Genomic DNA, 25,303 nt, shown 5'->3' with positions numbered 1-25,303 from the left:
CGGCCCGGACATCAGTCCTGCGGCCGGCGCAGGTACCCTTCCACCACCTGTTTCAGCCCCGGCAGCTTGCCGGTGAAGAAATGCCCCGCACCGGGTAGCACCACCACCGGCAGCTCCTGGGGCCGCGCCCATGTAAAGACATTGATCAGCGGCACGCGCTCGTCGGCCTCGCCATGCACGATCAGCGTATGGGCCGGCACGGGCGGGGTGTCATAAGACAGCGTCTCGGAGAGCACGCCGGCCGGCATGCCGGTCAGGATCACGTGGGCGATGGCTTCGCCGTCGGCGGCCAGCCGCGCGGCCGCCCGTGCCTGGACAAACCCGCCGAACGAGAAGCCGGCCAGCGCCAGCGGCAAATCCGGATGCTCGCCCCGCAGGTGGCGAATGACGGCCAGCACATCGTCAGTCTCGCCGTTGCCATCGTCATACTGGCCTTCGCTCTGGCCCACGCCACGGTAGTTGGGCCGCAGCGTCAGGACGCCATGCGCCTGCAGTACACGCGCCAACAGTTGCGGAATCTTGTGTTCGGCGTTGCCGCCCTGGCTCGGGTGCGGATGGGCCACGACGGCGATGCCGCGCGGCGCGGTGGCCGGGGCGTCCGCCAGGACTTCGAGCTGTCCGGCGGGGCCGGCAATGAAAAGACGGGTGGGGGCGGAGGTGGTGAATGACGAAGACATGAAAATCGTGAAAACCGGTGATCGGCTGAAAGAGGGCATGCGCAGCATACCCTCCGCCGGACCGGGGCGCCAACGTCTGCCCCACCGGGCTCCGGCATCAATGCGGATGGTCCGCCTTGATGACCGACGCAATCTCCTGTCGCCGGACGCTCACCACGTCGTCAAGCTCCAGCCCCTCGGCAACCACCAGCATTTCGGCGCCGCGGTTGATGGCATAGATCACGCCATACCAGAGATCCGGCCCCGCCACGGCGTTCAGCCGGATGCTGAACTCGGTCTCCAGATCCTGGCTGTAGACGCTCACCAGGTCGCCGACCTCGGGCATGGCGGCCTCCTCCGCCAGCGGATATTCCCGGGCCGCCACCGTCAGTGGCGTTTGCGCAATGCCGCGCGCAAACCTCGCTTGCATCGTTGTCTCCTGCGGGTTGTTTTCCCTGTAAGGATATAAGGGCCGTCTGAAAAGGCACGGAAAACCTGCCCCGCTCCAGTGCCTGTGGAGCGCTCGCGCCGCTTTTGCCGCAGTGCGTCATGGCGGGTCCGCGCCGTGCCCGGCGCCCAACACCCCCCTTTGTAGTGCACGCGGCGTAACCTGGCTCTGGCAAAATCACGAGCGATGACCCAACGCTACTCCCCCATGTTCCTGTCGGGCCAGCTCTACAGCGCCCCGCGCTGGCGCTATATGCGCTGGCTCGCGGAGCCCGGCCGGGACGTGCCAACCGAAATCCGCGAGGCACTGGTGGGCAGCCTGTTCGGCACGCTGTCGATCTTTTTTGGCGGCATTCTCAACACGCTGATGGTGGCCATCATCATCACGCTCCATATGCGCCGGCCGGAGTTCATGGTCTGGCTGGGGCTGGAAATCCTGGTCTGCATATCGCGCGTGGCCGTGCTGCTCGTCGCGCGTCGGGCCGCCCGCGCAGGCCGCCCGACGCCCACCGACTGGCACATGCTGCTGACCCTGGCCTGGGCCGCCGGGGTTGGCCTGGGTTCATACCTGAGCGTGGTCAGCGGCGACTGGCTCAGTGCCGCCATGGCCTGCCTGTCGGGCGCGGCCATGTGCGGCGGCATCTGTTTCCGCAACTATGGCGCGCCGCGCATGACGGCGCTGATGATCCTGCTGAGCCTGGGCCCGATCTGCGCCGGCGCGCTGATGGCCCACGAACCGCTGTTCCTGCTCACGCTGCTGCAACTGCCGGTGTATGTCATCAGCATGACCAGTGCGTCGTTCCGCATGAATGCCATGGTGGTGGCCACGATGCGTTCCGAAAGAGAGAACGCGCACCGGGCACGCCACGATTCGCTGACCGGGCTGCTGAACCGGTCGAGCCTGCTGGCCGAAATCCGCGAGGCCAGTGCCCAGCGCATGGCCACGGGCCGGTTCCTGACCCTGCTGTATATGGACCTGGACGGCTTCAAGCCCGTCAACGACTCATACGGCCATGGCAGCGGCGACGAGTTGCTGGTGCGCGTGGGCGAGCGCCTGCGCGGCGCGGTGCCTGGCCGCGGCCTGGTCTACCGCATTGGCGGCGACGAATTCGTGATCGTGCTGCGCAATGAAAGTACCCAGAGCGTCCAGAACCTGGCGCACGACCTGCTGCGCGAAGTCAGCGCGCCCTATGTACTGTCCACCGGCCACCAGGCGCTGCTGGGCGTCAGCATCGGCATCGCCCACGTGCGCCCCGAAGGGCTGACCGCCGACGACATCCTGCACCTGGCCGACCGCGCGCTGTATCGCGCCAAGGCCCAGGGCAAGGGTCAGTTCCAGTTCGCCACGTCCGACGACTGAGTTCCGCCGCCCTCCCCCTCCGGCCGCCCGAGCGCGGCTTCCCGGCGTGACAGCCGGTCAGACAACCGGTACTGGCAGATAAACAGCGCCAGTAATGCGACCAGCGCGACCACGGCAATGCCAATCCTGAATGCCATCCACATGACGCAGACATGACGGTTTGAATGTCTTCAGCTTATGAGGTCCATTATCGAAACGTTGCAAAGATCGATAATCGCGGCGTCAATTTGCCGTCAATGACATCGAACATTTACGAGATTCTGCGCGGGCAAGTGGCCACCGTCAGTTGACCATCGTCTAAACCATTTAATTCACTAACCAGAAAGTCTGATGGCCTATTGCGGCCATTGATCAATACGATATGACTTGTCGCAGTCCATCTGCGATAGTGCAACCGTCTTTCACCGATGCATCGCGCCATCGGTGGCAGCCTGCCCCGTCTGACCCACAAACGTCCGGACATGGCCCAGCAGGGCCATGCCACAAGCATCAAGGAGTCTGTATGAAAAAGCTCACGACCGCTTTCGGCGCGCCCGTCGTCGATAACAACAATATTCAGACAGCCGGCCCGCGCGGCCCCGCGCTGCTCCAGGATGTCTGGTTCCTGGAAAAGCTTGCCCACTTCGACCGCGAAGTCATTCCTGAACGCCGCATGCACGCCAAGGGTTCGGGCGCCTATGGCACGTTCACCGTCACGCACGACATCACCAAGTACACCCGCGCCAACCTGTTCTCGGAAATTGGCAAGAAGACCGAACTGTTCATGCGTTTCTCGTCGGTGGCCGGCGAGCGCGGCGCGGCCGATGCCGAGCGTGATATTCGCGGCTTCGCCATCAAGTTCTATACGGAGGAAGGCAACTGGGACCTGGTGGGCAACAACACGCCAGTCTTCTTCCTGCGTGATCCGCTGAAATTCCCCGACCTGAACCATGCCGTAAAGCGCGACCCGCGCACCGGCATGCGCAGCGCCGAGAACAACTGGGACTTCTGGACCGGCCTGCCCGAGGCACTGCACCAGGTCACTATCGTCATGAGCGACCGCGGCATTCCGCGCAGCTGGCGCAACATGCATGGCTTCGGCAGCCACACGTACAGCTTCATCAGCAAGGACATGCAGCGCTACTGGGTGAAGTTCCACTTCGTGACCCAGCAGGGCATCCAGAACCTGACCGACGCCGAAGCCGCCCAGGCTACCGGCCAGGACCGCGAATACCATCAGCGCGACCTGTATGAGGCGATCGAGCGCGGCGAATTCCCGCGCTGGAAGCTGTTCGTGCAGATCATGCCCGAGGCCGAGGCCGGCGGTTACCGCTACAACCCGTTCGACCTGACCAAGGTCTGGCCGAAGAAGGACTATCCGCTGATCGAAGTGGGCGTGATGGAACTGAACCGCAATCCCGAGAACCATTTCGCCGAGGTGGAACAGTCGGCATTCGCACCGTCGACCATCGTGCCGGGCGTGGGTTTCTCGCCGGACAAGATGCTGCAGGGCCGCCTGTTCTCGTATGGCGATGCCGAGCGCTATCGCCTGGGCGTCAACCATCACCTGATTCCGGTCAACGCACCCAAGGCCGCGAAGTATGTGAACAGCTACCACCGCGATGGCCGCGGACGCACCGACACCAATTCGGGCGGTACTATCGCCTACGAACCGAACACCAAGGGCGAGTGGACCGAGCAGCCGGACTTCCGTGAACCGCCGCTGACGCTGGAAGGCACGGCAGACCACTGGAACCATCGCGAGGACAGCGACTACTTCTCGCAACCGGGCGCGCTGTTCCGCCTGATGTCGCCGGCGCAAAAGCAGGCGCTGTTTGACAACACGGCGCGCGCCATCAAGGGTGTGTCCCGCCATATCCAGGCGAAGCACATCGAGCACTGCACCAAGGCCGATCCGGCCTACGGCGCGGGCGTGGCGGCGGCGATCGAGGCGATCGAGAACGCCAGGTAATTGCCTGCATCATCCCTCTCCCGCGCGGCGCGCCGGAGAGGGATCGGGGGCAGGCACCCCGCCCTCCACACGAAATTCGAAGCGAGTACAGCCGATGGACCAGTCTCAAGCCTCCACCATGACCGCCGACGAGGAAGCCCGCATGATCGCGGCGCTCGGCCAGGTCTTCGATCTGGCACGCAATGGCGACGAAGCTGCGCTGGCGGTGCTGATCGAACGCGGCATGCCGGCGAACCTGCGCAATGAAAAAGGCGACACACTGGTGATGCTGGTCGCGTACCACGGCCACGCCGATACCCTGCGCATGCTGCTGCAAAAGGGCGCGTCGCCCGACACGCGCAACGCGATGGGACAGACGCCGATTGCCGGCGCCGCCTACAAGGGCTACAAGGAAATCATCGAAATCTTGCTGGAACACGGCGCGGACGTCGAAGGCGCGTCGCCCGATGGCCGCACGGCACTGATGGTGGCGGCGATGTTCCAGCGTGCCGAGATCGTCGAACTACTGAAGACACACGGCGCCGACCCCGAGGCGCGCGACGAGCGCGGCATGACAGCCGCCGATGCGGCCGCGTTCATGGCCGGACGGCCCGGCCATCAATGAGCCGAGCCCGATCCGACCCCAGTTTCAGCCGCGTCCGACGAACGGCATCTTCGTGGCCATCACGGTCATGAACTGGACGTTGGTTTCCAGCGGCAGGTTGGCCATGTGCAGCACCGAAGTCGCGATGTGGTTCACGTCCATCAGCGGTTCCGGGCGGATTTCGCCGTTGGCCTGCGGCACGCCGCGCGCCATGCGGTTGGCCATGTCGGTGCCGGCGTTGCCGATGTCGATCTGGCCGCAGGCGATGTCATAGGGACGGCCGTCGAGCGACAGGCTCTTGGTCAGCCCGGTGATGGCGTGCTTGGTGGCGGTGTACGGCACGGTGTTCGGGCGCGGCGCGTGGGCCGAGATCGAACCATTGTTGATGATCCGGCCGCCGCGCGGGTCTTGCGACTTCATCAGCGCGAATGCGCCGCGTGCGCACAGAAAGGCACCCGTCAGGTTGGTGTCGACCACGGCCTTCCACTGCTCGAACGACAATTCGTCGATACAGATCGCCGGCGCGTTGATACCGGCGTTGTTGAACAGCACATCGAGGCGCCCGAAGCGGTCGCGCACCTGGGCGTACATCGCGTCCACCGAGGCTGGGTTGCTGACATCGCACTGCACGGCCAGCGCCGTCTGCCCGGCCGCGTTGGCCTGGGCCGCCAGGGCTTCGAGCGTTTCGGCGGTGCGTCCCGCCAGCACTACCTGGTAGCCGTCGGCCAGCATGGCCTGCGCCACCGCCTTGCCGATGCCGCGCGCGGCGCCCGTGACCAATGCAACCTTTGCCTGCTTTGTCATGCTCGATGTCTCCGTTCGTGTGTTAAGCAACTGCTGATATGGCAGTCATCGTACAACATGCGGAGCGGCAGCGGTATAGCCGTGCTCAAGGAATTCCGTGGCGCCGCAACGCGTCCTTCACCCTGCCGGTGGGTGCAGTTCTAAAGATATAACAACAATGCATTTGGCCTGGACCGGTGGTTGTCGTACGATCCGCCGTTGACTGGGCGAGTGCTGGGAGGCGCTCGCCTTCCTTTCTACAGCGCCCTCGAAAACTACAAATGTCAGTCGATCTCGCCCTGTCGCCCGCCGGTGCACAGGCTGCCGCCCAGACGGCCACGCCGTCCAAGGCCGTCATCCGTTCCGCCGCCGATGTGGCGCGGCTTGTCAACGAAGGCGGCGCCGCCGTCAGCAACGCCCGCATCGTGGTGGCGATTGCGCTGGGCGGCATTTTCCTGGACGCCTACGACCTTGGCGCCCTGGCCTTCGGCCTCAAGGACGTTACCAAGGAATTCGGCCTGACGCCGGCCGGTACCGGCATGGTGGCCTCGGCCATCACGTTCGGTGCGATTGTCGGCGCCTTCCTGGGTGGCTATTTCACCGACCGCATCGGCCGCTACCGCGTGTTCATGGCCGACATGCTCTGCTTCGTGATCGCCGCCATCGCCTGCGCGTTCGCACCGAATGAATACGTGCTGGCCGGCGCCCGCTTTGTCATGGGCCTCGGGGTCGGCATCGACCTGCCTGTCGCCATGGCCTTCCTGGCCGAATTCTCCAAGCTAAAGGGGCATGGCAACAAGGCCGCACGGGTGGCGATGTGGTGCCCCACCTGGTATGCGGCGATCTGCGTGTCGTACCTGCTGGTGCTGGCCTGCTATTCGATCCTGCCCGCATCGCACAGTGGCCTGCTGTGGCGCATCATCCTGGGCTTTGGCGCGGTGCCGGCCCTGATCATCATTGCCGTGCGCAGCCGCTACATGAGCGAATCGCCGGTATGGGCCGCCAACCAGGGCGACCTGGAAGGCGCCGCCAAGATCCTGCGCAAGTCGTACGGCATCGATGCGGTGGTGGCCCCCGACGCGGTGGTGGAAGCGCCCAAGCGTCCGGCTTCGTGGCGTAACTACGGCCTGCTGCTCAAGGGCGTCTACGCCCGCCGCACCACGCTGGCCACGATCATGTCGATTGCCTCGTCGTTCGCGTACAACGCAGTGGCGTTCGGCCTGCCCGTGATCATCGCCAGCTTCCTGGCCCAGACCATGCTGACCACGATTCTGGTGTCGCTGGCGCTGAACCTGCTGTTCGCCTTCGTCGGCGGCCTGATCGGCGTGCATCTGGTGCCCAAGACCGGCGCCTGGAAGCTGACCGTGACCGGCTATTCGTTCCAGCTGGTCGCGCTGATCGGCCTGGCGCTGGTCGGCAAGCCCGACGGTGCCGCCCAAGTAGTCACCGCCATCGCGCTCCTGGCCGTGTTCCTGCTGGGCCAGGGCTTTGGCCCCGGCGCGCACACCATGACGTACGCGTCGCTGAGCTACCCCACCTCGCTGCGTGGCGTGGGCGTGGGCTTCAACCAGACGCTGATGCGCGCCAGCTCCACGGCATCGCTGTTCCTGTTCCCGGTGCTGGCCGCCGCGCTGTCCACCAAGGTGTTCTGGGTCATCGCCCTGGCACCGCTAGCTGGCCTGCTGGCGCTGCTGGCCATCCGTTGGGAGCCGGCCAACTACGACGTCGACGCCGAGGACTTCGGGCCGGCAAAAGCCTGACGCCCTGGCAAGTCCTCTCCGGCGGCGCGCCCTCAGCGCGCCGCCGCCTCCACCGCCTCGGCCCGCTCGGCCACGATACGCAGGCGGTCAAAATTCATGTTCGCCCCCGACGCAATCGCCACCAGCGTGCGCGACGCCCCGTTCGGCAGGCTGCCCGCGTACTGCTTCAGCCCGGCCACGGCCAGCGCGCCAGCCGGCTCCACCAGGCTGCGCGTGTCCTGGAAGATGTCCTTGATGGCCGCGCACAGCGCATCGGTATCCACGGTCAGCACGTCGTCCAGCAGGTGGCGGCATAGCCGGAAAGTCTCCTCGCCCACCCGCTTGACCGCCGTGCCGTCGGAGAACAGACCCACCGATGCCAGCGTCACGCGCTCTCCCGCCGCGATCGATCGCGCCATCGCGCACGAATCCTCGGTCTGCACCCCGATCACCCGCACCTCCGGCCGCACTGCCTTGATATAGGACGCCACGCCGGCCGCCAGGCTGCCGCCGCCGATCGGCACGAACACCGCGTCCAGCGCGCCCCGGTGCTGGCGCAGGATTTCCATGCCGACGGTGCCCTGCCCGGCGATCACGTCGGGATCGTCGAACGCGGGGATGAAAGTCAGCGCCTGCTCGCGCTGCAGCGCCATCGCGTGGTCGTAGGCGTCTGAATACGATTCGCCGGCCAGCACCACCTCCACCATGGCGCCGCCATGGGCGCGCACCGCATCCACCTTCACCTGCGGCGCGGTCTGCGGCACCACGATCACGGCGCGCACGCCAAGCCGGGCCGCCGATAGCGCCACGCCCTGGGCATGGTTGCCGGCCGAAGCGGTGATCACGCCGCGCGCCAGCGCATCGGCCGGCAGGTTGACCATCTTGTTGTAGGCGCCGCGCACCTTGAACGAGAACACGGGCTGATGGTCTTCGCGCTTGAGCCAGACCTGGTGGCCCAGCCGTGCCGACAAGGCGGGCGCCCGGTCCAGCGGCGTTTCGCGCGCAACGTCATACACGCGTGCCGTCAAAATGCGCCTCAGGTAGTCATCTGCGTCGATCCTATCGGCATCTGCATGCAGAACGGCGGCGGACGCCGCCGAAGCGGCAGTAGCGGTGAACTGGGCGGTGACGGACTGCATGGGGCGCTCCTGTCTTGAAGTCGGGGGGATTTCCCAGGAGGCGGCCACAAAAAACCCGCCTCGTTGGGCGGGTTGTCGATGTCTGTTCCGGACGCGCGCTAACCCACCATTCGAGGAATGGTGCGAATAATCGCGATAATTTGCAGGCCGAAACAGGTCATGGCAGCGAGTGTCACGGATATCGCCACATTGTGTCAATCCCGCCGATGCGCCACCCGGGGCCACCGGGGCCGCCTGTTGCGGCCGCGCCGATTCCCGCAATCCGTTTGCCCATGCGGTGTTCAGGCGCACGCAAGGTCGTATTAGAATCGCCGCTATCGTCACGTCCGGCTCCATCGAAGCCAGAGGTCATGTTCCGGGACCGGATTCGTCCCCGGACTGGTTTCGTCCGTGGGGTCCGGCGCTTCAGTTTCCAAGAAAACCATCCGATATCTGTCCTGCGTCCACGGGACTTCGGGCATAACAGATACATGACCGCGCTTGCATACGATGTAGCCCTGGCACCCGAGCCCGCCGACCGCCGGCCGGTTGGTGCCACCCCTGCCGGGGGCGAAGCCTGGGCGTTGCTGGAAGCTTCCGGCGCGCTGGCCATGCGGGTTGACGTCCAGGGCCGCATTCTCGAAGCCACCGAAACCACGGCCGACCTGCTGGTCTATCCGCTCGACTATCTGCTTCACACCTCCGTACTCGACGTCATCGCGCTGGATTCGCGCGAACGCGTGGCGCGCATGCTGCAGGGCTGCGCGCAGGATCATGCCGCGCGCCGCGAGCGCGTGCGCGTGGCGGGCGGCAACGGCTCGAACTGGATCGACCTGCGCGTCAGCCACTACCGCGCGGCCAGCGGTGCCGCCAGCCTGCTGCTCTTCGGCCACGACGTCACAGAATGGATGGAATCCCAGCGCCAGCTCACCGAGCGTGCCTTCCTGGATCCGCTGACGGGCGTGGGCAACCGCGCCTTCATCCGCAAGCGGATCGAGGAATACATGTGCGGCCCGGCCGGCGGCCAGCCGTTTGCACTGGCCCTGATGGACCTGGACGGGTTCAAGAACATCAACGATTCGCTGGGTCATGAATTTGGCGACGCGCTGCTCAAGGAAGTGGGCGCGCGGCTGCAGGACACCGTGCGCACCCACCACAGCGTGGCACGGCTGGGCGGCGACGAGTTCGTGCTGATGCTCGACGGTCTGGAATCCGAGGCCGAGGCGGTGCGTATTCTCGAACGCGTGATCCACGTGTGCCGCCAGCCGTTCCTGCTGGGCGGCTGCCACGTGCGCATCACCACCAGCATCGGCCTGGCGTTCTCCGCCGAGGCGTCGCAGAGCGAATCGCAATGGCTGCGCCGCGCGGACCTGGCCATGTACGAGGCCAAGGCGCTGGGCAAGAACCGCTACTGCGTCTATACGCCCGAACTCGACCGGCGGCTGGACGAGCAGTTCCGGATCGAGCAGAGCATGTTCGAAGCGGTGCAGAGCGGCGAATTCCTGCTGCACTATCAGCCCATAGTCTGGCCGGGTTCGGGCAAGATCTGCGCGGTGGAAGCGCTGATGCGCTGGGAGCACGCTGGCCAGGATATCCGCCCCGACGTGTTCATCCCCGTGGCGGAAAAGAACGGCCTCATCAAGCATCTGGGCGCGTGGGCGCTGCGCTGCGCCTGCGCGCAACTGGCCGCGTGGGATGCGCTGGGCATCCATGTGGGCCACATGTCGGTGAACGTGTCGGCCGTGCAGTTCCTGCATCCGAACTTCTACGACAGCGTGCGCAACGCGATCCAGGACGCCGGCATCGGCGCCGACCGCCTGGTGCTGGAAATTACCGAAAGCGCACTGATGACCGATCCGCAGGCAGCCGAACGCCTGCTGCTGTCGCTGCGCGCGCTGGGCATCCGCTTTGCCGTGGACGACTTTGGCACCGGCTATTCGAGCCTGTCCTACCTGCGGCGCTTTCCGCTGTCCGCGCTCAAGGTGGACCGCAGCTTCGTGGCCGACATGATCGACTCCCCGCACGCGCGCACCATCGTGTCCGCCGTGCTGTCGCTGGCGCGCGAACTGGGTCTGGTGGCCATCGCCGAAGGCGTCGAGACCGACGCCCAGGGCACGCTGCTGGCCGCGCAGGGCTGCGATCTGGTGCAGGGATGGCGCTACGCGCGCGCCCTGAACCCGTCTGATTTCGAGAACGCGGTGCTGGAAGGCCGGCTCGTGATGGGCGAGGGCGAAGTATTCGCACAACGGGTGGCGCCCTGATGTCCAAGACAGAGTTCTTCGAGACGCTGTGGGCGCGCATGGCGCAGCAGGGGGACTTTCCCACGCTGCAGTACTGCGTCGACAATATCTTCCAGACGCTCAACGCCGACCTGACCGTCGGCGAGATGGCCACGAGCGTGCTGTCCGACTTCAGCCTGTCGCAGAAGGTGATCCGGCTGGCCAACTCGGCCATGTACCGGTCGTTCGGCGGCGAGGTGACCACGGTGTCGCGCGCCATCCTGGTGCTGGGCGTGGAGGCCATCAGCCATCTCACGCTGGGCATCCAGCTGCTGGACTACTTCCACGGCGTGGCGCCCAAGCGTCCGCAGGCCGCCAAGGCGCTGCAGCGTGCGTTGGTGGCAGGCGAGGTCACACGCGCGCTGACCCAGGCCCGGGGCATCAACGAGGGCGAGGAGGCGGTGGTCTGCACGCTGATGCACCACATGAGCCGCCTGCTGCTGGTATTCTACTTCCCCGAGGAATGGGAGCGCGTGGAGGCCATGTGCGCCGTGCATCCGATGACGGAGAACGAGGCTGCCATGGAAGTGCTCGGGGTGTCGCTGGAAGACATCGCCGAAGCGGCGGCGCGCAAATGGCGCCTGCCGGGCCTGATCGCCCACGCGATGAAACCGCGCACGCTGTCCAACGACACCGTGCTGGAGACGCATTCTGACTGGCTGTCGGCCATTGCCCATGTATCGGCCGAAGCCGCTGTCACGATGGTCCGCGAGGGCACCGAGGCGTCGGTGGAAGCGCTGCTGAACACGCACGCCAAGATGCTGGGGCTCAATCCCGGTGACGTCAGCGTGGCGGTGCGGCAGGCCGAGGCCCTGAATTCATCGATCACCCAGTCGGAAGCGGCCATTCCCACCGATGGCGCGGCCCCGCATGGCCCCCAGCCCGTGAACGTGCTGGAGCGGCTGCAGCAGGGCCTGGCCGAGGTGCAGCGCGAAGGCGCCGGGCTGACGGTGTCGCAGCTGGCGCCGATGGTGCTGGAAACCAGCATGCGCGCGCTCGATTTCTCGCGCTGCTTCCTGATGATGCTGAACCCGAGCACGCGGCGCTTTCACGCGCGTCTGGGCTTTGGCGACGGCATGCGCGAAGCGCTGCCGGCGTTGTCGTTCGAGGAAGGCTTCGTGCCCGACGTGTTCCACTTCGCCGGCCTGTCATCCCGGCCGCTGTTGATCGAGGATTCGTTCGACGCGGAAGTGGCGCACCGCATGCCGCGCTGGTATCGCGATGCGATTCCCGACGCGCGCACGGTACTGCTGGCGCCCGTGAAGATCCGCAATCGCTGCATCGCGATGATCTATGGCGACTGGGGCACGGCGCGCATGCCACTTGCCATTGGCGAAACCGAGCTGGAAGCCATCGACGCCCTGACCAGCGAGATTGCTGCGGGCGTCATGCGCGCGGCGCCGGCAAGCCGATAAATCGTCTGCCGGCCTGCCGCGTCAGGCCGTCATCACCGTGGCGTTGACTTCCGGAAACTCGGCCAGCGGCACGAAGCGTCCGGTCTTGCCGTCCAGCGCATCGATGGCACCGGTGCCGATGTCGTAGTACCAGCCATGCAGCGCCACTCGGCCCTCGGCCAACGCCTGGGCCACGCACGGATGCGTGCGCAGGTGCGCCAGCTGCTCGATCACGTTCTGGCGCACCATGTCCTCCACGCGCTCGCGATCCGAGGCATGCGGACGCGCCAGGCTGATCTTGCGGGCGCTGGCGGCATGTTCCAGCCATTCGGCCACCGACGGCATATGGTCCAGGCACTGGCACATCGCCACCGCCGTCATGGCCCCGCAATTCGAGTGTCCACAGATCACGATATCGCGCACCTTCAGGCCGGCCACCGCATATTCGACGCTGGCCGACACACCTCCGGGCTGCACTGCGTGCGCGGGCACGATGTTGCCGGCATTGCGAATCACGAACAGCTTGCCCGGCTCGCTCTGCGTCAGCAGCGCGGGCTCCACCCGGCTGTCCGAGCAGGCGATGAACAGCGTGCTGGGACTCTGCTGCGTGGCGAGTTCCTGGAACAGCGACGAGAGCCTGGGAAACTCCTCGCGCTGGAATTTGAGAATGCCTTGAATCAGGTCTTTCACTTGGTAATCCCCTCGTTTGAGCCATGGCGCGCCGATACGCACGCCGGGTCAAGGGAGGGATTATGACTCCCCTCTCCCGCGAAGTGGGAGAGGGGTTGGGGGAGAGGGTCAGCGCATCAAGATGCCGAAGCAGCAGTTTGAACCGCCGCGCCCTCACCCCCAGCCCCTCTCCCGCCGTGCGGGAGAGGGGAGCAAACCAAGGCGGTGGAGATTGATACCACTTCAAGCGTCGTCCGGCGTCCCCAGTGCGCGATTAATTCGCAGCGCGATCAGCGTGCCGACCACGCCGGACAGCAGGTAAAGACTCACCGCGCCAAGTCCGAACAGTGACGACAGCCCCAGCGCCACCAGCGGCGCGAAAGCGGCGCCGAACAGCCAGCCGAAGTCGGTGGTCAACGCGGCGCCCGTGTAGCGGAACTTGCTGTCGAAGTTGGACGTGACCGCCCCGGCGGCTTGTCCGTACGACAGACCCAGCAGCCCGAATCCCACCAGGATAAAGATGTCCTGCCCCGTCGCGCCGCCATCCAGCAGCCATGGCGCCGCCAGGCTGAAGATGCCGATCAGCACGGCCATGGTCGCCAGCGTGGTGCGCCGGCCGATGCGGTCGGCCAGCCAGCCCGAAATCAGCGTGCCGATGAACGCGATGGCCGCACCGACGATCTGGATCGCCAGCACGTCGCTGATCTCCTGCGTCTTGTGCAGGCTCACCCATGACAGCGGGAACACCGTGACCAGGTGGAACAGCGCGTAGCTGGCCAGCGAGGCAAAGGCGCCCAGGAAGATGTTGAAGCCCTGCGCGTTCACCATCTGCAGCGTGCTGATGGGCTCCAGTTCGTCTTCCTCGAGTAGTCGCGTGTATTCGTTGGTCACCACCAGCCGCAGGCGCGCGAACAGCGCCACCACGTTGATGGCGAACGCCACGAAGAACGGATAGCGCCAGCCCCAGTCGATGAACTCGGCCGGCGTCAGGCTCACGTTCAGGAACAGGAACAACGCACCGGCCACGATGAACCCGGTGGGCGCGCCAAGCTGGCCCACCATCGCGTACCAGCCGCGCTTGTTCTCCGGCGCGTTCAGCGCCAGCAGCGACGGCAGGCCGTCCCACGAGCCGCCGAATGCAATGCCCTGCAGGAATCGGAACAGCGACAGCAGGTAGATGGCCGCGCTGCCGATCGACGCATACGAGGGCAGGAACGCGATACCCACCGTGGCGGTGCCGAGCAGGAACAGCGATGCGGTGAGCTTGGTGCCACGCCCCCATCGGCGCTGCACGCGCATGAACAGCGCCGTGCCGAACGGGCGTCCGATGAATGCGAACGAGAAGATCGCGAAGCTGTAGAGCAGCCCCGCCAGCTCGCCGGCAAATGGAAAGTAGACCGTCGGAAAGACTAGCACCGATGCGATGCCGTAGACGAAGAAGTCGAAGTACTCCGAGGCCCGCCCGATCACCACGCCTGTGGCGATTTCGGCAGGTGCCACTTCGTGGTGGCCCGGCGCCGGAGGTGCAGTCGGCGACGCGCGATGCTGGTGAGACAGACTGGCCATCTGAGAGTCTCCATCAAGTGCGGAAGGAATGTCGTACTGCACTTAAAGTCCCGCAGTAACAAGAATAGCGCCTAAACTGCCATTGGAAATCGAAAGATTGCGACGTCAGTCGAACATCGACGTTAATCAAACGCCACTTCCAAGACCATGCCACGCTCTGAAGCTGCAGTGCCGACGTTTAGTGTGACGGGAAAACTACTTGCGAGAAGTGCCGCAATCGCCATCGCCTTGGCGCTCGCGGGATGTAGCAACGCGGTCCTGTTATCGCCCCAGGGCGACATGGCTGTCAGGCAGCGCGACCTGATCATCATTGCCACCTGCCTGATGCTGCTGATCATCGTGCCGGTGATCTGCCTGACGCTGCTCTTTGCGTGGCGCTACCGCGAAAAGGGCGATGCCCCCTACAACCCGGAGTGGGACCATTCCACGGTGCTGGAACTGGCCATCTGGGCCGCCCCGCTGCTGATCATCATCGCGCTGGGCGCGGTGACGTGGGTCAGCACCCACCAGCTCGATCCCTACCGCCCGCTCACCCGAATCGACGACCGGCGTCCGGTGCCGCCTGACGTCAAGCCACTGAACGTCGAGGTGGTGGCGATGGACTGGAAGTGGCTGTTCCTCTATCCGGACCAGGGCATTGCCACGGTCAACGAACTGGCCGCCCCGGTGGACCGCCCTATCGCGTTCAAGATCACGGCCACGTCGGTCATGAACACGTTCTTCGTGCCGTCGCTGGCCGGCATGGTCTACGCGATGCCGGGCATGGAAACCAAGCTGCACGCGGTGATCAACAAGGCCGGGGTCTACGAGGGCCTGTCCGCCAACTACAGCGGCGCGGGCTTCTCGCACATGACCTTCAAGTTCCACGGCATGAGCAATGAGGACTTCGACCGCTGGGTCGCGCAGGCCAAGTCGTCCAGCACGCAGTTGTCGAAAGATGCCTACCTGAAACTGGCCAAGCCCAGCGAGCGCGAGCCGGTGCAGCGCTACGCCAGCGTGGCGCCGGACCTCTACAACCTGATTCTGAACCGCTGCGTGGACGGCGGCGCCTGCATGGCCGATACGATGGCCCAGAACCGGAATCCCAGTCGCCTCAGATTCGATCCGTCGTCGGAGATCTGCACCGCGAGCAACACCCCGGCCGCCGCGCCGGCGTTCGCGCCAGATGCCATGGCCAGTAGTGACGGCAACCGGCTGCTGCGCTGACGCGCGGCCCCGCTTCGCTTGAGACGTCGAACAGGTCCAGCAGGTCGACTGCCAGATACCAATCTTCACGATAAAACATCGGCCCTGACGGGCCGATACCGGCCCAGGTGACAACCATGCCCGAGCGCTCCGAACTCGCCAACATGATTTTTGGCCGCCTGTCCTGGGAGGCCATTCCGTTCCACGAGCCGATCCTGATCGGCACCTTCGCCGCGGTTGCGCTGGGCGGCATCGCGCTGGTGGCGTTGCTGACCTACTTCCGCGTCTGGGGCTACCTGTGGCGCGAGTGGTTCACCAGCATCGACCACAAGAAGATCGGCATCATGTACGTGGTGCTGGGCATCGTGATGCTGCTGCGCGGCTTTGCCGACGCTGTCATGATGCGGATCCAGCAGGCGGTGGCCTTTGGCGACAACCTGGGCTACCTGCCACCCCATCACTACGACCAGATCTTCACCGCGCACGGCGTGATCATGATCTTCTTCGTCGCCATGCCGCTGGTGACGGGCCTGATGAACTTCGTGGTGCCGCTGCAAATCGGCGCGCGCGACGTGGCGTTTCCGTTCCTGAACAACTTCAGCTTCTGGATGACCACTGGCGGCGCCATCCTGGTAATGATGTCGCTGTTCGTGGGCGAATTCGCGCGCACGGGCTGGCTCGCGTATCCGCCACTGTCAGGCATCCTGCACAGTCCGGACGCGGGCGTCGACTACTACATATGGGCGTTACAGGTGGCGGGGGTCGGGACATTGTTATCAGGCATCAACCTGCTGGTGACCATCGTCAAGATGCGCGCGCCCGGCATGACGCTGATGCGCATGCCCATCTTCACCTGGACGTCGCTGTGCACCAACGTGCTGATCATCGCCGCGTTCCCGGTGCTGACCGCCGCGCTGGCGCTGCTCTCGCTGGACCGCTACGTCGGCACCAACTTCTTCACGGCCGACCAGGGCGGCAGCGCCATGCTGTACGTGAACCTGATCTGGATCTGGGGCCACCCCGAGGTGTACATCCTGGTGCTGCCCGTCTTTGGCGTGTTCTCCGAAGTCACGGCCACGTTCTGCCGCAAGCGCCTGTTCGGCTATGCGTCGATGGTGTACGCCACCGTGGTGATCACCGTGCTGTCGTACCTGGTGTGGCTGCACCACTTCTTCACGATGGGTTCGGGGGCCAGCGTGAACTCGTTCTTCGGGATCACGACGATGATCATCTCGATCCCCACAGGCGCCAAGATCTTCAACTGGCTTTTCACGATGTACCACGGCAAGATCAAGTTCGAGGCGCCCATGATGTGGACCGTCGGCTTCATGGTCACCTTCGTGATCGGGGGCATGACCGGCGTGCTGCTGGCGGTGCCGCCAGCGGACTTCGTGCTGCACAACAGCCTGTTCCTGATCGCCCACTTCCACAACGTGATCATCGGCGGCGTGCTGTTCGGCCTGATGGCCGGCATCTACTACTGGTTCCCCAAGGCGTTCGGGTACCGGCTGGTGGCGTCGTGGGGCAAGGCGTCGTTCTGGTTCTGGCTCAGCGGCTTCTACTTCGCGTTCATGCCGCTGTACTGGCTGGGCATGCTGGGAGTGACGCGGCGCGTGAACCATTTCGATGATCCGTCGCTGCAGATATGGTTCCAGATCGCCGCGTTCGGCGCGTTCCTGATCGCGTGCGGCATTGCCTGCTTCATCATCCAGCTCGTGGTCAGCTTCCTGCGGCGCGAAGAACTGCGCGACACCACCGGCGACCCCTGGGACGGCCGCACGCTCGAATGGTCGACGTCGTCACCGCCGCCGCAATACAACTTCGCCTTCACGCCGATGGTGCATGACACCGATGCCTGGTGGCAGATGAAGCAGCATGGCTACAAGCGCCCGCTCGAAGGCTTCATCCCGATCCACATGCCGAAGAACACCGCCGCGGGCATCATCCTGGCAGGGCTGTGCACGCTGATGGGCTTTGCGCTGATCTGGCACATCTGGTGGCTCGTGGTGGTGTCGTTCGCGGCCACGATCATCACGGCGATCATCCATACCTTCAACTACAAGCGCGACTACTACATCCCGACCGACGTCGTGGTCCGGACCGAGGCGGCACGCACCCAACTGATGGCAGGCCATGGCTGATACGACCCTTCCCCTCCATGCAGCAGGTACCACCGAGGCGGACGTTGTGCCGCCGGGCGGCTACCAGTTCTACCTGACCGAAGAGCACCACCCGCAGAACGGCACGCTGCTCGGGTTCTGGCTCTACCTGATGAGCGACTGCCTGATATTCGCGTGCCTGTTCGCCGCCTATGGCGTGCTCGGCCGCGAGTACGCGGGCGGTCCCACCGGCGCCGAGCTGTTCGAGCTGCCCTTGGTGGCGCTGAACACATCGTTCCTGCTGCTGTCGTCGATCACATATGGCTTTGCGATGCTGCAGCTCCAGCAAAACCGCGTGGCGGGCACGCAGATCTGGCTCGCCATCACGGGCGTGTTCGGCGCGGCATTCCTGGCGGTGGAACTCTACGAGTTCGCGCACCTGATCCACGAAGGGGCAGGCCCCACGCGCAGTGCGTTCCTGACATCGTTCTTCTCGCTGGTCGGCACGCACGGGCTGCACGTCACGTTCGGCATGATTTGGCTGATCGTGCTGATGGTGCAGGTGGGCCGGCATGGCCTGATCACCGCCAACAAGCGTCGGCTGATGTGCCTGTCGATGTTCTGGCACTTTCTGGACGTGGTCTGGATCGGCGTCTTTACGTTCGTCTACCTGATGGGAACGCTGCCATGAGCGCACAAGACCATGCACTGAACGGGCACGGCCACGATCATGGCCATCATGACGAGGACATCGGCCCGCACGCCACGCTGGGCGGCTACCTGACCGGCTTCGTGCTGTCAGTGTTCCTGACGGCGATTCCGTTCTGGCTCGTGATGGGGGGAGTGATCGAGAAGTCGTCGACCACGGCGATCGTGATCCTGCTGATCGGCGCGGTGCAGATCGTCGTCCATATGATCTTCTTCTTGCATATGAACGCGAAGTCGGAGGGCGGCTGGAACATGCTGTCGCTGATGTTCACACTCACGCTTGTCGTCATCACCCTGACCGGATCGCTCTGGGTGATGTACCACCTCAACAGCAACATGATGCCGTCGATGCAACACAAGACGGACCGTACCAGCTCCGACGTGAGCGGCAAGATCGTGCCGCCCAAGACCGAGCCGGCGAAGCAGTAACGCCCCGCCGGCCCGCAAGCTTCAGATCGCTCAGGCAGCCAGGCGGAACGTCGCCACGGCTTCCTTGAGCCGCTGGGCCTGCTCTTCGAGCGAGCCTGCGGCCGCGGCGGCCTGTTCCACCAGCGCGGCGTTCTGCTGCGTCACGGTGTCCATCTGCGTCACGGCCTGGTTCACCTGCTCGATGCCGGCGCTCTGCTCGGCCGAGGCCGCGCTGATTTCGCCCATGATGTCGGTCACGCGCTTCACCGCGCCGACAATCTCTTCCATCGTGCGGCCAGCCTGCGCCACCAGTTCGGAGCCGCGCTCCACGCGGTCTGCCGAGTCTCCGATCAGCGACTTGATTTCCTTGGCGGCCGTGGCACTACGTTGCGCCAGGCTGCGCACCTCGCCAGCCACCACGGCAAAACCGCGGCCCTGCTCGCCGGCACGCGCCGCTTCCACGGCGGCATTCAGCGCCAGGATGTTGGTCTGGAACGCAATGCCCTCGATCACCGAGATGATGTCCACCACTTTGCGCGACGACGTATTGATCTCGTCCATCGTGTGCACCACCTGGCCCACCACATCGCCACCTTGCGTAGCAACTTCCGACGCATTCACGGCCAGCGCGCTGGCCTGCTTGGCACTATCGGCGTTCTGGCGCACGATGCTGGTCAGCTCTTCCATGCTCGACGCGGTTTCCTGCAGCGACGAAGCCTGTTCCTCGGTGCGCTGCGACAGGTCGGTATTGCCGGCGGCAATCTGGCTGGTGCCCGTGGCGATGGCCTCGGTACCGTTGCGCACTTCCTTGACGATGCCCAGGATGTTGTCGTTCATCTCGCGCAGCGCGCCCAGCAGTTGGCCGGTTTCGTCGCTGCTGTCCACGTCGATGCGGCTGCTCAGGTCGCCGGCCGCCACGGTGCGGGCAAAGCCCACGGCGCGGTGCAGCGGACGCGTGATGCCGATAGTCAGCCACCAGGCAAACGCCACGCCGATACCCAGCGCGATCACGCCCAGCGTGATCAGCCCGTTGCGGGCGCTGACGTAGATGTTGTTGATCTCGGTGGCCGTGGCATCGATCGCCGCGCGCTGGATGTCCAGCAGCTTCTGGATTTCGCTCAGGTAGGCGTCGCCGGCGGGCACGAACTCGGCCTCCAGCACCTTGTTCGCCTCTTCGGTCTGGCCCTCGGCCTTGAGCTTGGTGATCTTGTCGCGCGAATCGTTGTACGGGTTGCGCACCACCTGGATCTTCTTGAACGCCGCCTTTTCCTCGTCCGTGGACAGACGCGGCTCGATCTTGTCGCGCAGTTCGGCAATCGCCTTCACCGAATAAGCGGTTTCCGCGGAGAAGAACGAACCCAGCGACGGATCGGCGCTTCGTGCCACGGCCGTGGTGCGGCGCACGCTGGCATACATCAGCCGATACCAGTCGCTGACCAGACGCTCCTTGGCCAGCGGTTCCTGCATCATCGCGTGCGTGCGGCCCGCTACTTCCTGCAGCCGCACCACGCCGAGCACGGTCATGAGCGTCGACAACACCAACACCACGCCAAAGCCAATGCCAAGGCGCACACCAATACCAAGATTCTTCATGTTTCTTCTACCTGATCGATTGGTTCGTGGCAGGCCGAAGTCGCGCGTCGCGCCCGGCCGCTCCTCCTGCGGTCAGCGCACATCTCCATGTACGCATGAACAGACATTGGAAGACCTAACGGTCATGCGTAGACGAAACTTAAGGAAAAACTTAGGGAAAACGCGGATTGCGGGCGCGGGCCCGCATTGAAAGCAAACTGTAATGTTGGCTTATTTGCGAGGTGCCGGCACCGAGGTCGGACTGAACCAGTACGGCAGCAGCGACAGCGCCACCACGACCACGGCTGACAGGAAAATGGCCGAGTAGGTATTGGCCACGGGCCAGTCGCGCAGATGGCCGACGTTGGCGATCAGGCCGAAGCCCCACGACGTCAGCGCCGATCCCAGGAACACGAAGGTATTGAGCAGCCCCAGGCCGCGCCCGCGCTTGGCCGGCGGAATCAGCGCGCGGCCCTGTGCCATCACCAGCGGATGCAGCATGCCGATGGTCGACAGCAGCGCCATCATGCCCACGCCGGGCACCACGCCCACGTCGGGCCAGATCGTCAGTGCGACGCCGCCCGCCATCGACAGGCAGGCCCAGCCGCCAATGGTGGACTTGAGCGTATTACGCCGGACCAGCACTGGCAGCAGGAACGCCGTGGCAAACCCCGCCAGGCTCAGCAGCGTCAGCGCCACGCCGCGCGTGCCCGCCTGCAGCCCGAACACATCGGCCAGGTACGGTCCGCTCCAGGCGTTACGGAAACCTGTTCCGGCCGCCATCGCCACGCACAGCGGAATCAGCGTCCACAGTGGCCACATGCCCAGCAGTCGCACGCTTTCGCCCAGCATCGCGCCCATCGGCGCCTGGCGCGCCTGCGCGTGGCCGCTGTCGCGGACATGCCGCCATACGCCATAGCAGGCACCCACCATGCACAGTGCGGACACCGCCAGCGCCGGGCGCCAGCCAAAATGCTGCGAGAACCAGCCCAGCGGCGCGGTGGCGCACAGCGCGCCAATCATGCCCATGGCGTTGGAGCGGCTCACCACACGCATGTATTGCCGTTCGGAGAGCTGCTCCGACGCATAGTGCAGCAGCCCCATGAAGACCGGTGCGCACGCCAGCCCCAGGCCCATCTGCGCCAGCATGGCCCACGCGCCGCTTGGCGCCATGACGAAGCCGACGGCAGATGCCGCACCAATCCCGAGCAGCCACGCGGTGGGACGCCCCACGCCAAAGCGATCGAACGCGATGCCCACCGGCATCTGCGCCACCGCGAACGACAGGAAGAAACATGAAGACAGCGCACCGAAACCAGCCGGCGACAGGCCGAAGTCGTGCTGCAGCTCGGGGGCGATCACCGCCAGGCAGCTACGGTAGAATTGGCTCAGGATGAATGCGAACGTCAACAGCGCAATGCCGCGCGCGGCGGTGCTGTCGTCAAAGGCGGAGGGAGTCTGCGAACGCCGGTCTGCTGCCGGTTCTGTTGCCGGGGTGTTCATGGGTGCGCGTCGTGATGGGGCTCTTGCCCTGTTTTGGCACCCATTCTACGCGGCGAAGCTGGCCGGACCGCGCGCCACGGCCGCCGCGTACTAATAAAGCGGTCGATCACCGCGCACCGCCGCCGCGAGGTTCCACCTGGCAAAATCGGCCACTTTACTGTGCGGGCGCCAGCGCGCGGCCGAGCTTGCAGCCCCGGTCCAGAAAGTCGCTTGCGTGGCCGTTGCCGCCGGCGGCCTTGTCCACGGGCTCGTCCACCACGACAAACCCGGCCGCACCGCTGGCGGGCTTCACGTAGGTCAGGAAGACGCCACGGTCTCCGATATCGCCGCCTACGTCCTGTCGGACCAGGCTGAACGGATTGACGGACAGCGACGGCTGCTCGGTCGGGATCAACCTCGCGCGCACCGGCTTGCCGTTGAACTTCAGATCACGCCATTGCGTGCCGATATCGCCGGAAGCCAGGAAATCGCGCGCGCGTTCGCTGATGCAGTCCAGGTGAATGTGTAGCTGGTCCTGGCTGCGCGACGTCCTGGCGTTGATCGCCAGGCCCAGCATCGTGTCCGGTAGCGGATGCCCCACGGCCTTGCCAACGGTGTCGCGCGCCTGCCAGCCGAAGGCCCACGCGTTGCGCTGTCCGTCCTGCCAGACGCGCGGATCGTCCACGCCGGCCACGGCCTGGTCGGGAATCACCAGGTAATGCGACGCGCCGATCATGTCCTTGTAGAGCACGAAGCCCTGCGCGCGATCGACGATCACGCAATCAGCATGCGAGGGGGTGGGAGGTATCAGGCACCGCTCCTGCACATTGCGCCAGAGCGAGTCGCGGGAGAAGCCGCCGACGATGCGTTCAAGCAGGCTAACGTCGGCAAGCGCCGGCCCGGACACAGCCAGGGCCAGACAGCACAACAGCAGTCGTTTCATTACAGAAATCAGGCGTGCGGGTCAGCGTGCGGTGCGGCCACCGTAGTACGTGCCGTTGCGGGGGTTGGACACCATGTAATGGTGGTCACGCGCCCAGCGCTGCGCAGCCAGGAAAGCATCGGGTTCACGCTGACTCCATGCACTGACCATCAGCGGCGAAGCATCTTCCTCGGTAGTGAGGTAGACCGCCGCCCGATGCAGTGGGCCCCTGTCGGGGGATCCGGGAATCGTCGTGGTTCGAATCGTCACGTGCATCAGATAAACACTTGAAGCCCAGATGCCACAGATTATGCATTTCTGCGCATGACATGGGAATGACCCAGCAACCGGTGTGTTGCGTATGTGGACAGTTCCTTGCCTATGCTGGTCAGACGGCCGCGCCATGCCGGGCTTTGCGGCCGGGTGCGGGTCTTCCCCAGCGTGGCGCGCACGCCACGAATTCATGGATCAAGGAGGCAAGACGATGACGCAATCGTCCACATTGACCCCGGCCAAGGCACTGGCCCAACGCAACCGTGCCCAATTTCCTAACGAGAACGCCACATACCGCCAGGCCCGCAATGCGCTGCTGGCCGAGGAAATCGAACTACGCCGGCATATCGAGCGCGTGGCGGAAATGCGGCGCGAGCTGCCCCCGGGCGGCGAAGTGCAGAAAACCTATCAATTCACCGGCGAGAACGGCCCGGTTTCGCTGGCCGACCTGTTCGGCGACAAGGACACGCTGGTGGTCTACAGCTACATGTTCGGGCCGCAGCGAGAAAAGCCCTGCCCGATGTGCACCTCGCTGATGGCGTCGTGGGAAGGCAAGGTGCCCGACATCGAGCAGCGCGTGGCGCTGGCCATGGTGGCGCGCTCGCCAATCGACCGGCTCAAGGCGGCCAAGGCCGCGCGCGGCTGGACGCAGCTCAAGGTCTACGCCGACACCGATGGTGCATTCACGCGCGACTACGTCAGCGCCGAGGATGCCGACATCCCTGCCTACACCGTGTTCACGAAGCGCGACGGCAAGATCCGCCATTTCTACAGCGTGGAGATGAGCGACAAGATGTCGGACCCGGGACAGGACCCGCGTAGTGCGCCGGATCCCGATCCGCTGTGGACGCTGCTGGATACGACGCCGGAGGGACGCGGGGATTGGTATCCGAGTTTGAGGTACGACTGAGAGCTTTTTCTTCTCACCCAGGTTTTTTGCGCCCCTCTCCCGGAGGGAGAGGGGCGCAAACCCTGGGAAAGAGAAGCACAGCATCGCGGCACAGATTGACCCAATAGGTACAATGCGCGGTCCCATTCGTCCGTCAACCGTGTCATGCCAAACCCCAACCGGGCCTTTCTGCTCGGCCCGTTGCTCAAGGGCGTTTCCCGTTCGTTCTACCTGACGCTGCGCATCCTGCCCGCAGGCATGCGCGATCCCGTTGGCCTGGCCTATCTGCTGGCGCGCGCGGCCGACACGATTGCCGATACCTCGCTGATCCCGCCCGCACAGCGGCTCGACCTGCTGCTGGCGCTGCGCCAGCGCGTGAATGGCGCCGACGATGGCGGCACGCTCGCGAAGCGGCTTGCCGTGGAAGTGGCCGGCCAGCAATCGGTGTCCGACGAAAAGGTGCTGCTCGAATCGATCGGCCCGGCGCTGGACGTGCTCGCGCAGCTTTCCGCCACGGACCGCACCGCCGTGCAAGGCATCGTCACCACGCTGACCGAGGGCATGGAGTTCGACCTGCAGACCTTCCCCGACGAACGGTCGGGCCAGGTGGCCGCGCTGCCCGCGCTATCCGACCTCGATCGGTACACCTATCTGGTGGCCGGTTGCGTCGGCGAATTCTGGACCACGATGACCGACGCGCATCTGCCCGGCACGATGCAGGCGCCGGTCGACACGATGCTGCGCCGTGGCGTGCGCTTCGGCAAGGCGCTGCAGATGGTGAACGTGCTGCGCGACTGCGGCAAGGACCTGCGCATTGGCCGCTGCTACCTGCCCACCGACGTTCTCGATCGTCATGGACTGACCGTGCAGTTGCTGCTCGATCCATCCAATTCGCAACGCGCTCGGCCGGCGCTGCACGAACTGCTGCGCATCGCGCTCGACCACTTCCGCGAAGCCATGGCGTACACGTTCGCACTGCCGCGCACCGCGATCCGGTTGCGGCTGGCCTGCCTGTGGCCCATCCTGATCGGCCTGGAGACGCTGGCGCTGCTTGTCGCCAACGATGCATGGCTCGACCCGACACGCGTGATCAAGATCAATCGCAACAGTGTGTATCGCGTGCTCTGGCGCAGCACGGCGCTCGTGATGTCCGACACGGCGCTGCGCAACTGGATGGATGATCTGGTCGCCCGCATCGAACGAAGCTTGCGCTGAAGCAG

Annotated in this window: 22 protein-coding genes and 1 pseudogene; 12 read left to right on the top strand and 11 right to left on the bottom strand. The window is 65.1% G+C overall.

The window, feature by feature from the left end; translation table 11 throughout:
• Positions 1 to 11: 11 nt before the first annotated feature.
• Positions 12 to 677: an alpha/beta hydrolase gene (locus MFF62_RS10180; protein ID WP_238262746.1), complete on the bottom strand. Its 666-nt coding sequence runs from the start codon at positions 675 to 677 to the stop codon at positions 12 to 14.
• A gap of 97 nt (positions 678 to 774) precedes the next feature.
• Positions 775 to 1,086, bottom strand: coding sequence for a hypothetical protein (locus tag MFF62_RS10175; RefSeq protein ID WP_238262744.1), 312 nt, complete (start codon positions 1,084 to 1,086; stop codon positions 775 to 777).
• A 204-nt stretch (positions 1,087 to 1,290) separates the two neighbouring features.
• Here MFF62_RS10175 and MFF62_RS10170 point away from each other — a divergent pair, with 204 nt between their 5' ends.
• On the top strand, positions 1,291 to 2,463 hold the full coding sequence (locus MFF62_RS10170) for a GGDEF domain-containing protein (RefSeq protein WP_238262742.1): 1,173 nt from the start codon (positions 1,291 to 1,293) through the stop codon (positions 2,461 to 2,463).
• Here the strand turns inward: MFF62_RS10170 and MFF62_RS10165 are convergent.
• Entirely contained in the window at positions 2,433 to 2,600 is a 168-nt protein-coding gene (locus MFF62_RS10165; RefSeq protein WP_238262740.1) for a hypothetical protein, read from the bottom strand. The genes MFF62_RS10170 and MFF62_RS10165 overlap by 31 nt on opposite strands.
• Before the next feature lie 365 nt (positions 2,601 to 2,965).
• On the opposite strand from MFF62_RS10165, the gene MFF62_RS10160 reads away from it, so the two are divergent.
• Together MFF62_RS10160 and MFF62_RS10155 are read left to right on the top strand one after the other, a co-directional pair.
• Positions 2,966 to 4,414, top strand: coding sequence for a catalase (locus MFF62_RS10160; protein WP_238262738.1), 1,449 nt, complete (start codon positions 2,966 to 2,968; stop codon positions 4,412 to 4,414).
• Between the two features lie 118 nt (positions 4,415 to 4,532).
• Positions 4,533 to 5,018 carry an ankyrin repeat domain-containing protein gene (locus MFF62_RS10155; RefSeq protein ID WP_238263089.1) on the top strand — a complete coding sequence of 162 codons (486 nt, stop codon included), beginning with the start codon at positions 4,533 to 4,535 and terminating at the stop codon, positions 5,016 to 5,018.
• Positions 5,019 to 5,042: 24 nt separating this feature from the next.
• Here MFF62_RS10155 and MFF62_RS10150 read toward each other — a convergent pair whose 3' ends face one another.
• Positions 5,043 to 5,801, bottom strand: coding sequence for an SDR family oxidoreductase (locus MFF62_RS10150; protein ID WP_238262736.1), 759 nt, complete (start codon positions 5,799 to 5,801; stop codon positions 5,043 to 5,045).
• 260 nt (positions 5,802 to 6,061) lie between these two features.
• Here MFF62_RS10150 and MFF62_RS10145 point away from each other — a divergent pair, with 260 nt between their 5' ends.
• Positions 6,062 to 7,540, top strand: coding sequence for an MFS transporter (locus MFF62_RS10145; RefSeq protein WP_238262734.1), 1,479 nt, complete (start codon positions 6,062 to 6,064; stop codon positions 7,538 to 7,540).
• 44 nt (positions 7,541 to 7,584) lie between these two features.
• On the opposite strand, the pseudogene ilvA reads toward MFF62_RS10145, so the two are convergent.
• Positions 7,585 to 8,658: pseudogene (gene ilvA / locus MFF62_RS10140) on the bottom strand (threonine ammonia-lyase, biosynthetic); the annotation flags it as partial.
• A gap of 470 nt (positions 8,659 to 9,128) precedes the next feature.
• Between ilvA and MFF62_RS10135 the strand changes: the two are divergent.
• Positions 9,129 to 10,898 (top strand): putative bifunctional diguanylate cyclase/phosphodiesterase, encoded by a 1,770-nt coding sequence (locus tag MFF62_RS10135; protein WP_238262732.1) that lies wholly within the window; start codon positions 9,129 to 9,131, stop codon positions 10,896 to 10,898.
• Positions 10,898 to 12,331 carry an HDOD domain-containing protein gene (locus MFF62_RS10130; protein WP_238262731.1) on the top strand — a complete coding sequence of 478 codons (1,434 nt, stop codon included), beginning with the start codon at positions 10,898 to 10,900 and terminating at the stop codon, positions 12,329 to 12,331. Before MFF62_RS10135 ends, MFF62_RS10130 begins: the two co-directional genes overlap by 1 nt.
• Before the next feature lie 21 nt (positions 12,332 to 12,352).
• Here MFF62_RS10130 and MFF62_RS10125 read toward each other — a convergent pair whose 3' ends face one another.
• Positions 12,353 to 13,000, bottom strand: a complete 648-nt coding sequence (locus MFF62_RS10125; protein ID WP_238262729.1) for a carbonic anhydrase — start codon at positions 12,998 to 13,000, stop codon at positions 12,353 to 12,355.
• 222 nt (positions 13,001 to 13,222) lie between these two features.
• A complete protein-coding gene (locus MFF62_RS10120) occupies positions 13,223 to 14,545 on the bottom strand; it encodes an MFS transporter (RefSeq protein ID WP_238262727.1) in 1,323 nt (440 codons plus the stop codon).
• 147 nt (positions 14,546 to 14,692) lie between these two features.
• Here MFF62_RS10120 and cyoA point away from each other — a divergent pair, with 147 nt between their 5' ends.
• The 4 genes from cyoA to cyoD all read left to right on the top strand — a co-directional run bounded on the left by cyoA (position 14,693) and on the right by cyoD (position 18,966).
• Positions 14,693 to 15,751 carry a ubiquinol oxidase subunit II gene (gene cyoA, locus MFF62_RS10115; protein ID WP_238262725.1) on the top strand — a complete coding sequence of 353 codons (1,059 nt, stop codon included), beginning with the start codon at positions 14,693 to 14,695 and terminating at the stop codon, positions 15,749 to 15,751.
• Positions 15,752 to 15,867: 116 nt separating this feature from the next.
• Positions 15,868 to 17,871 (top strand): cytochrome o ubiquinol oxidase subunit I, encoded by a 2,004-nt coding sequence (gene cyoB / locus MFF62_RS10110; RefSeq protein WP_238262723.1) that lies wholly within the window; start codon positions 15,868 to 15,870, stop codon positions 17,869 to 17,871.
• Complete coding sequence (gene cyoC / locus MFF62_RS10105; RefSeq protein WP_238262722.1) at positions 17,864 to 18,520, top strand: cytochrome o ubiquinol oxidase subunit III; 657 nt, start codon at positions 17,864 to 17,866, stop codon at positions 18,518 to 18,520. Before cyoB ends, cyoC begins: the two co-directional genes overlap by 8 nt.
• Positions 18,517 to 18,966, top strand: coding sequence for a cytochrome o ubiquinol oxidase subunit IV (cyoD, locus tag MFF62_RS10100; protein ID WP_238262720.1), 450 nt, complete (start codon positions 18,517 to 18,519; stop codon positions 18,964 to 18,966). The genes cyoC and cyoD overlap by 4 nt, the downstream gene beginning before the upstream one ends.
• Before the next feature lie 30 nt (positions 18,967 to 18,996).
• Here the strand turns inward: cyoD and MFF62_RS10095 are convergent, their stop codons facing one another.
• The 4 genes from MFF62_RS10095 to MFF62_RS10080 all read right to left on the bottom strand — a co-directional run bounded on the left by MFF62_RS10095 (position 18,997) and on the right by MFF62_RS10080 (position 23,197).
• Positions 18,997 to 20,538, bottom strand: a complete 1,542-nt coding sequence (locus MFF62_RS10095; protein ID WP_238262718.1) for a methyl-accepting chemotaxis protein — start codon at positions 20,536 to 20,538, stop codon at positions 18,997 to 18,999.
• 210 nt (positions 20,539 to 20,748) lie between these two features.
• A complete protein-coding gene (locus MFF62_RS10090) occupies positions 20,749 to 22,020 on the bottom strand; it encodes an MFS transporter (protein ID WP_238262716.1) in 1,272 nt (423 codons plus the stop codon).
• Between the two features lie 154 nt (positions 22,021 to 22,174).
• A complete protein-coding gene (locus MFF62_RS10085; RefSeq protein WP_238262714.1) occupies positions 22,175 to 22,942 on the bottom strand; it encodes a CDP-diacylglycerol diphosphatase in 768 nt (255 codons plus the stop codon).
• 21 nt (positions 22,943 to 22,963) lie between these two features.
• Positions 22,964 to 23,197: a CDP-diacylglycerol pyrophosphatase gene (locus MFF62_RS10080; RefSeq protein WP_238262712.1), complete on the bottom strand. Its 234-nt coding sequence runs from the start codon at positions 23,195 to 23,197 to the stop codon at positions 22,964 to 22,966.
• A 208-nt stretch (positions 23,198 to 23,405) separates the two neighbouring features.
• On the opposite strand from MFF62_RS10080, the gene MFF62_RS10075 reads away from it, so the two are divergent.
• Both MFF62_RS10075 and MFF62_RS10070 read left to right on the top strand, forming a co-directional pair.
• Positions 23,406 to 24,104 carry a DUF899 family protein gene (locus MFF62_RS10075; RefSeq protein WP_238262710.1) on the top strand — a complete coding sequence of 233 codons (699 nt, stop codon included), beginning with the start codon at positions 23,406 to 23,408 and terminating at the stop codon, positions 24,102 to 24,104.
• A gap of 144 nt (positions 24,105 to 24,248) precedes the next feature.
• Positions 24,249 to 25,298: a phytoene/squalene synthase family protein gene (locus MFF62_RS10070; protein WP_238262709.1), complete on the top strand. Its 1,050-nt coding sequence runs from the start codon at positions 24,249 to 24,251 to the stop codon at positions 25,296 to 25,298.
• The last annotated feature ends 5 nt before the right edge of the window (positions 25,299 to 25,303 follow it).

Origin of the sequence: Cupriavidus pauculus (assembly GCF_022179805.1) — a bacterium.
GTDB lineage: Bacteria > Pseudomonadota > Gammaproteobacteria > Burkholderiales > Burkholderiaceae > Cupriavidus > Cupriavidus pauculus_E.
Note: the sequence above shows the minus strand (reverse complement) of the source record. Positions and strands in the feature narration are given on the sequence as shown.

Excerpts from the sequence above, each read along its gene's own strand:
- cyoB (WP_238262723.1), top strand. The coding sequence starts at position 15,868 with ATGCCCGAGCGCTCCGAACTCGCCAACATGATTTTTGGCCGCCTGTCC.
- MFF62_RS10070 (WP_238262709.1), top strand. The coding sequence starts at position 24,249 with ATGCCAAACCCCAACCGGGCCTTTCTGCTCGGCCCGTTGCTCAAGGGC.
- MFF62_RS10075 (WP_238262710.1), top strand. The coding sequence starts at position 23,406 with ATGACGCAATCGTCCACATTGACCCCGGCCAAGGCACTGGCCCAACGC.
- cyoD (WP_238262720.1), top strand. The coding sequence starts at position 18,517 with ATGAGCGCACAAGACCATGCACTGAACGGGCACGGCCACGATCATGGC.
- MFF62_RS10145 (WP_238262734.1), top strand. The coding sequence starts at position 6,062 with ATGTCAGTCGATCTCGCCCTGTCGCCCGCCGGTGCACAGGCTGCCGCC.
- cyoA (WP_238262725.1), top strand. The coding sequence starts at position 14,693 with ATGCCACGCTCTGAAGCTGCAGTGCCGACGTTTAGTGTGACGGGAAAA.
- MFF62_RS10120 (WP_238262727.1), bottom strand. The coding sequence starts at position 14,545 with ATGGCCAGTCTGTCTCACCAGCATCGCGCGTCGCCGACTGCACCTCCG.
- MFF62_RS10165 (WP_238262740.1), bottom strand. The coding sequence starts at position 2,600 with ATGGCATTCAGGATTGGCATTGCCGTGGTCGCGCTGGTCGCATTACTG.
- MFF62_RS10080 (WP_238262712.1), bottom strand. The coding sequence starts at position 23,197 with ATGCACGTGACGATTCGAACCACGACGATTCCCGGATCCCCCGACAGG.
- MFF62_RS10180 (WP_238262746.1), bottom strand. The coding sequence starts at position 677 with ATGTCTTCGTCATTCACCACCTCCGCCCCCACCCGTCTTTTCATTGCC.
- MFF62_RS10150 (WP_238262736.1), bottom strand. The coding sequence starts at position 5,801 with ATGACAAAGCAGGCAAAGGTTGCATTGGTCACGGGCGCCGCGCGCGGC.
- MFF62_RS10135 (WP_238262732.1), top strand. The coding sequence starts at position 9,129 with ATGACCGCGCTTGCATACGATGTAGCCCTGGCACCCGAGCCCGCCGAC.
- MFF62_RS10170 (WP_238262742.1), top strand. The coding sequence starts at position 1,291 with ATGACCCAACGCTACTCCCCCATGTTCCTGTCGGGCCAGCTCTACAGC.
- MFF62_RS10175 (WP_238262744.1), bottom strand. The coding sequence starts at position 1,086 with ATGCAAGCGAGGTTTGCGCGCGGCATTGCGCAAACGCCACTGACGGTG.
- MFF62_RS10155 (WP_238263089.1), top strand. The coding sequence starts at position 4,533 with ATGACCGCCGACGAGGAAGCCCGCATGATCGCGGCGCTCGGCCAGGTC.
- MFF62_RS10085 (WP_238262714.1), bottom strand. The coding sequence starts at position 22,942 with ATGAAACGACTGCTGTTGTGCTGTCTGGCCCTGGCTGTGTCCGGGCCG.
- MFF62_RS10095 (WP_238262718.1), bottom strand. The coding sequence starts at position 20,538 with ATGAAGAATCTTGGTATTGGTGTGCGCCTTGGCATTGGCTTTGGCGTG.
- cyoC (WP_238262722.1), top strand. The coding sequence starts at position 17,864 with ATGGCTGATACGACCCTTCCCCTCCATGCAGCAGGTACCACCGAGGCG.
- MFF62_RS10090 (WP_238262716.1), bottom strand. The coding sequence starts at position 22,020 with ATGAACACCCCGGCAACAGAACCGGCAGCAGACCGGCGTTCGCAGACT.
- MFF62_RS10160 (WP_238262738.1), top strand. The coding sequence starts at position 2,966 with ATGAAAAAGCTCACGACCGCTTTCGGCGCGCCCGTCGTCGATAACAAC.
- MFF62_RS10130 (WP_238262731.1), top strand. The coding sequence starts at position 10,898 with ATGTCCAAGACAGAGTTCTTCGAGACGCTGTGGGCGCGCATGGCGCAG.